This window comes from Paraburkholderia sp. (assembly GCF_035948235.1).
Taxonomy (GTDB): Bacteria; Pseudomonadota; Gammaproteobacteria; order Burkholderiales; family Burkholderiaceae; genus Paraburkholderia.
This window is the reverse complement of record NZ_DASZJJ010000012.1, coordinates 1-5,451: the sequence shown is the minus strand read 5'-3', so window position 1 is coordinate 5,451 and position 5,451 is coordinate 1. Positions and strand designations below refer to the sequence as shown.

5 protein-coding genes are annotated in these 5,451 nt (G+C 62.4%); 1 reads left to right on the top strand and 4 read right to left on the bottom strand.

All coding sequences use genetic code 11. The annotated features are described in order from the left end of the window. Positions 1-452: hypothetical protein (locus tag VG320_RS00915; RefSeq protein ID WP_327198307.1), on the top strand; the 452-nt coding region annotated here is incomplete at its 5' end. Positions 453-463: 11 nt separating this feature from the next. On the opposite strand, the gene ggt is transcribed toward VG320_RS00915, so the two are convergent. From ggt to VG320_RS00895, 4 genes are all read right to left on the bottom strand, one after another. Then, the gene (gene ggt / locus VG320_RS00910; protein WP_327198306.1) at positions 464-2,194 is read right to left on the bottom strand and encodes a gamma-glutamyltransferase; all 1,731 of its coding nucleotides are present in this window, start codon (positions 2,192-2,194) and stop codon (positions 464-466) included. 151 nt (positions 2,195-2,345) lie between these two features. Beyond that, a complete protein-coding gene (locus VG320_RS00905; protein WP_327198305.1) occupies positions 2,346-3,749 on the bottom strand; it encodes an MFS transporter in 1,404 nt (467 codons plus the stop codon). Between the two features lie 185 nt (positions 3,750-3,934). Beyond that, complete coding sequence (locus VG320_RS00900) at positions 3,935-4,714, bottom strand: phosphocholine cytidylyltransferase family protein (RefSeq protein WP_327198304.1); 780 nt, start codon at positions 4,712-4,714, stop codon at positions 3,935-3,937. Positions 4,715-4,740: 26 nt separating this feature from the next. Then, positions 4,741-5,451: lysylphosphatidylglycerol synthase domain-containing protein (locus VG320_RS00895; protein WP_327198303.1), on the bottom strand; the 711-nt coding region annotated here is incomplete at its 5' end.

Below are 5,451 nucleotides of genomic sequence, written 5' to 3'. Positions count from 1 at the left end.
GCTTGAAGACGTCGGCCAGCAACGCCAGTTCGCGGCTTGTCAGGTACATGCGCGGCGCCAGTGACTCTGCGTTGAAAGGGCGATTGACGGGCGGCGAGGCTGCCGCGAACGTTCTAGCTTATAGAGCGGTTCCGGCGACTTCAAGGAAGCGTGCGGGCGCACAACACCGAGGGAAAATCACGAGCGAAAAAGAAAACGGGCAGCCGAAGCCGCCCAATAAAACACACGCCGGCTGGGTTTTCACGTCGCCGGAGCTTGCATCCTACGCGATGCATGCCGCACTGAAATCCTCATTAAAGAGGACAAACGGCGAACAAACTCGCACTCCATGCAATCGTTTCGTGCTCGGCAGCGCGCGCATCCTGTGTCCGTCGAATTTCAGGAAAACTTGTCCGGCAAAAAATTCTCATCGGAAACACGATGCGCGCACAACCGGTAGTAATGACCGGTAACGCCTGAATCCTTATTGCACCACTCGCGTCACGCCACGGCCGCGCGGATCGGCCGCGGCTTCCGGCGTATCGCCGTCGATACGGATGGCCTGGATGTCGCCGTTGAAGTCCTGCCCCTTCAGCACATAGCCTTTCGCCTCGACCTGCTGCGCAAGATCGCCGTTGATCGGCTCATACGGCTCCCAGAAGATCGTGTTGGGCGGCAGCAATTGATGATGGAAACGCATCGCGCCAACCGCGTCCTTCAACGGCATCTTGAAGTCGTAGATGTTGTTGATGACCTGGAAGATCGACGTGAAGATGCGCGAACCACCCGGCGTGCCGATCACCAGCGACACCTTGCCGTCCTTGGTGAGGATCGTCGGCGTCATTGAGGACAGCGGGCGCTTCTTCGGCGCAATTGCGTTGGCGTCGCTGCCGACCACGCCGAACATGTTCGGCACGCCCGGCTTCGCAGAGAAGTCATCCATCTCGTCGTTCAGCACGATACCCGTACCCGGCACCACCACGCCCGAGCCAAAGTAGCCGTTGATCGTGTAGGTGTTCGAAACGGCATTGCCCCATTTGTCGACCACCGAGAAGTGCGTGGTTTCCGCCTTTTCCGGCATCGAGGTGCCCAGACCCGGCTGCACGCTCTTCGTATCGGACGGCTTGTCGGGATCGACATCGGCGGCGCGCTTCGCGATATAGGCGTCGTCGGTCAGTTGCGCAACCGGCACCTTGTAGAAGTCGGGGTCGCCAAGATATTGCGCACGATCCGCGAACACGCGCTTTTCGATTTCCGCGATCAGATGGATATATTGCGGCGAATTGAGCGGCACGTCCTTGAACTGCGGCGCAAGATCGGCCTTCATTTTGAGCAGTTGCACGAGGCCCACGCCACCCGAGCTGGGCGGCGGCGCGGTGATCACTTCGTAGCCGTTCCACTTCGCCTCGACCGGCTGGCGCCAGACGGCCTTGTATTCCTGCAGATCGCGCTTCGTGATCAGTCCGTGGCCCTTCATCGAAGCCGCGATCAGGTCGGCCGTCTTGCCGTCGTAGAAGTCCTTCGCGCCTTGATTGGCGATGCGCGTGAGCACGTTGGCCAGATCGGGCTGCTTGAAGGTTTCACCCACTTTCATGCCGCCGAAATACTGATCGAAGTTGGTCTTGCCGTCGAACTCTTTGGACGCTTCGTCCCGACGCTTAGCCAGTTGCTCGTCGACGACGAAGCCATCGCGCGCGTATTTGATCGCCGGTTGCAGCACCTGCTTCCATTGCAGTTTGCCGAAGCGCTTCTGCGCCTCCCACATGCCCTCGACGGTGCCCGGCACACCCACCGCGTCATAACCATAGAGGCTCTTGCCGGCGATCACATTGCCCTGCTCGTCCTGATACATCGTGCGCGTAGCCGCCAGCGGCGCGCGCTCGCGATAATCGAGGAAATACGGCTTGCCGTTCACATAAAGCGTCATGAAACCGCCGCCGCCGATATTGCCGGCTTCGGGATAGGTCACGGCCAGCGAGAATGCAATGGCAACCGCCGCATCCACGGCATTGCCGCCTTCCTTGAAGATCTGCTCTGCAGCATCGGCGGCGTACTTGTCGGCCACGGCGACGGCAGAGGCGTTCAGTACGGCGGGGCGTTGCTGGGTATCTTTGGCGAAGGCCGGCGTGGCTTCGAGAAAGCCCGCGGATAAAGCGGAAAGTGAAACGAGTGCGAGAGCAGCAGCGGAAATTTTCGTTCTATCGACCAACTTCATTGAGTGACCTCCATGATTCGGTTCATCGTTTAACGCGTTCTTGCCCAGCTTTCACCAGGCTTGTGACCCGGTTCCAACGCTTATAGCACGCGCAGAAAACGATTGCGATCCGGCCATCCGCCGATAGCTCACAGCGCTCAAATGTTTCGGCTCAAGCCTGGCCGCGCCGCCCGCGCGCGATCTCGTCGCCGGCGTTGGCCGGCAGACGCAGAGTGACGGGAATCGACGCCACCGAGAACAGTCCGACCACGAGGAAAGCCGGCCAGAAGTCGGACCATACGATAGTCGGATGCCCTTGTATCCGATGCGAAACCTGCAGCACGATCCCCGCAATCGTCACCCCAAGCCCAAGCGAGACCTGCTGGATCACGCTCGCGACACTGGTGGCGCGGCCAATGTCCTTGCTGGGAATATCCGCATAAGCCAGCGAATTGAGGCCCGTGAATTGCAGCGACGGGAAAATGCCGCCAGCCAGCACGATGAACCAGATCAGCCACACAGGCGTGCCCGGTGAAAACGCGCCGTAGATCGCGATGGCCGCACCCGCGACCGCCGCGTTGACGACCAGCGTGCGGCGAAAGCCGAAGCGCCCCAGCACGCGCGACACAATCGCCTTCATGAAGATCGAGCCAAACGCCGAGGCGCAGGTGATCGCCCCCGAAGCGAACGCCGTCATGCCCAGCCCTTCCTGCAGCGCGAGCGGCAACAGGAACGGCACCGCGCCGAGTCCGATACGAAACAGTGAGCCACCCGCCACACTCGCGTTGAAACTGGGGATGCGCAGAAATTTCAGATCGAGAACGGGACGCTCTGCACGCTGCGCGTAGAACCAGTAAGCCACCAGCAGGAACGCGCCAATCACGCACATCGTCACGGCTTTCGTATTGGAAACCAGCTCGCCGCCCACCAGCGACAGCCCCAGCATGAATAGCGACGCGCCGCCCGCCGAAAGCAAAAAGCCGAACCAGTCGAGCGGTCCCGGATGCTCCTCGTGCATATTGGCGATATGCCGGTTCGCGAGCCAGATGCCAAGAATGCCGATCGGAATGTTGACGAAGAAAATCAGCCGCCAGTGCAGATAGGTGGTGATGAAACCGCCGAGCGGCGGCCCCACGACGGGACCGAGCAGCGCAGGCACGGTCAGGTAGTTGACCGCGCGAATGAAGTCCGATTTTGGCAGCGAACGGAAAATGATGATGCGCCCGACCGGCACCATCATCGCGCCACCGATGCCCTGCACGAAGCGCGCGGCCACGAACATTTCGAGCGAGCGCGAGGCCGCGCACAGCAGCGAGCCCGTCATGAAAATGCCGATGGCCGTGCGAAACACATTGCGCGAACCGAAGCGGTCGGCGACCCAGCCGCAGATCGGAATGAACACGCCAAGGCCGATCACATAACTCGTGACGGCAAGCTTCAGGGTGATGGGATCCTGGCCGAGATCGCGGGCCAGCGCGGGCAGCGAAGTGACGATGACCGTCGCGTCCACGTTCTCCATGAACATCGAGCACGCGACAATGAGCGGAACGATGAAAGCGCCGAGGGCTAGTGGCATGGGCAGGAACGACAGTCAGCCTGGCTGATGGCGTAAAGCTGCCATTATGGCACCGTGTTGCGAAAAGCGGGAAGCCGGCAACAGATGAAGCGGCGCACGATTGCACGCGCATCGACGTGATAAAGCAGAAGGGCCGCCCTTGCGGCAGCCCTTCGGAACAACATTAATGCAGGTTCAACGCCCGATTATTCGGCGACCTGCTTCAGGCGGCTTGCGACCGGCGTGAGCTGCGGCAGCACCTGCTCGGCGGCACGCGTCACATCGTTCGGGAAGTCGATTTCGATCCACGGCGCGCCGGTCACGTCGGCCGTTTCGAATTCCGCGCCGCGTTCGAGCAGCAGATCGCGCAGTGCTTCTTCGTGCGGCAGGTTCGCGCGGCCCGTATCGACATAGCCTTCGACGATCTGTGCGAAACGACGCGCCGTCGCTTCGTTCAGGCGGAAGAAGCCGACCGATTCGCCGATCGTGTCGTATTGCAGGCCAACGGCCAGTTGCTTGCGCAACTCGACGGGCACGCCGTCGCGCAGACACAGCTTCACGGGCTCGTCGCCCGCTTCGAAGTCGCGGTCGATCAAGAGACGGTTGGCCGGCGCAGCGCCAGCCACCAGCGGTGCGAACACGCGCTCGTCGTAGAGCACGTCAGCGTCCATCAGGAGCACATCGCCGCCGCGCGTCATGGCTTCAGCGGTGCGATGCACCGTCAGCACGCTGCCCAGATCGAAGCGCGGATTCATCACCACTTCGACCTTGTGCGGCCAGTTGATGCGCTTGAGTTCGGCCTCGACCAGCTCAGGCTGGAAGCCGAGCGCGAGCACGACTTCGGTGACACCGGCCGATTCGAGCATCTGCAGATGACGTTCGAGCAACGAAACGCCCTCGAATTGCAGCAGACATTTCGGAAACTGTTCTCCAGCGCGTTGCTGAAGGCGCAGGCCGAGGCCTGCCGCGAGAATGATGGCGCGCATGCGCAACGTTCCTTGGGAGAAAAAGGTCAATCGGCGATTTCGACAGCGGGTCCGCGCGGAGCGCGTCGGCGTTGCCAGCTACGTTCGCTGAAATGCAGATACAGAAGGCCCGGCAAACCGAGCACGATTTCGCGCGCACGCTTGGTGAGCGAGAGCGCGAGCGCCGCTTCGGGCGGCAGGCCGACGAGCGGCGCGAGCAGCAGATAGCCGCCCTCCTGCACGCCGAGCGAGCCGGGAATGGCAAACGCCGCGCCGCGGATGGCCTGGCCGATGCTCTCCAGCAGCAGCGCGTCGATCCAGCCCACCGGATGGCCGAGGAAATGCAGCGCGAGCCACACTTCCGCGGTGCCGACGAGCCAGCCCGCGAGGCTCAGCGCGAAGCTGGCCGCAGCGCGGCCGCGTTCGGAATACAGCTCCTTGACGGCGGCGTCGATGGCGTCGGCGCGCGTGGCAAGCGACGACCAGTCGCGCTTGCCGAACACTTTGGCCGCGAGACGCAGCAGGCGGCCAAACAGGCCACGGCGCTGCGCCACGTAAAACAGGGCGATCATGCCGCCGAGCACGACCGTGGCGATCACGGCGGCAAGGCCGAGATCGCGCGGCGCGCCATTGGCGGCGTAAGCGGAAAAGAGCGCGATGCCGAACACCGCGAAGACGATCTGCGCAACGGCCTGCAGCGTCGTGCTCACCGTAATGGCGGCAGCCGCGTCGCGCATCGCCATGCCGCGCTGCGCGAG

Bases quoted from the DNA above. Each gene is read 5' to 3' on its own strand.
- VG320_RS00905 (WP_327198305.1), bottom strand. From the start codon at position 3,749: ATGCCACTAGCCCTCGGCGCTTTCATCGTTCCGCTCATTGTCGCGTGC.
- ggt (WP_327198306.1), bottom strand. From the start codon at position 2,194: ATGAAGTTGGTCGATAGAACGAAAATTTCCGCTGCTGCTCTCGCACTC.
- VG320_RS00900 (WP_327198304.1), bottom strand. From the start codon at position 4,714: ATGCGCGCCATCATTCTCGCGGCAGGCCTCGGCCTGCGCCTTCAGCAA.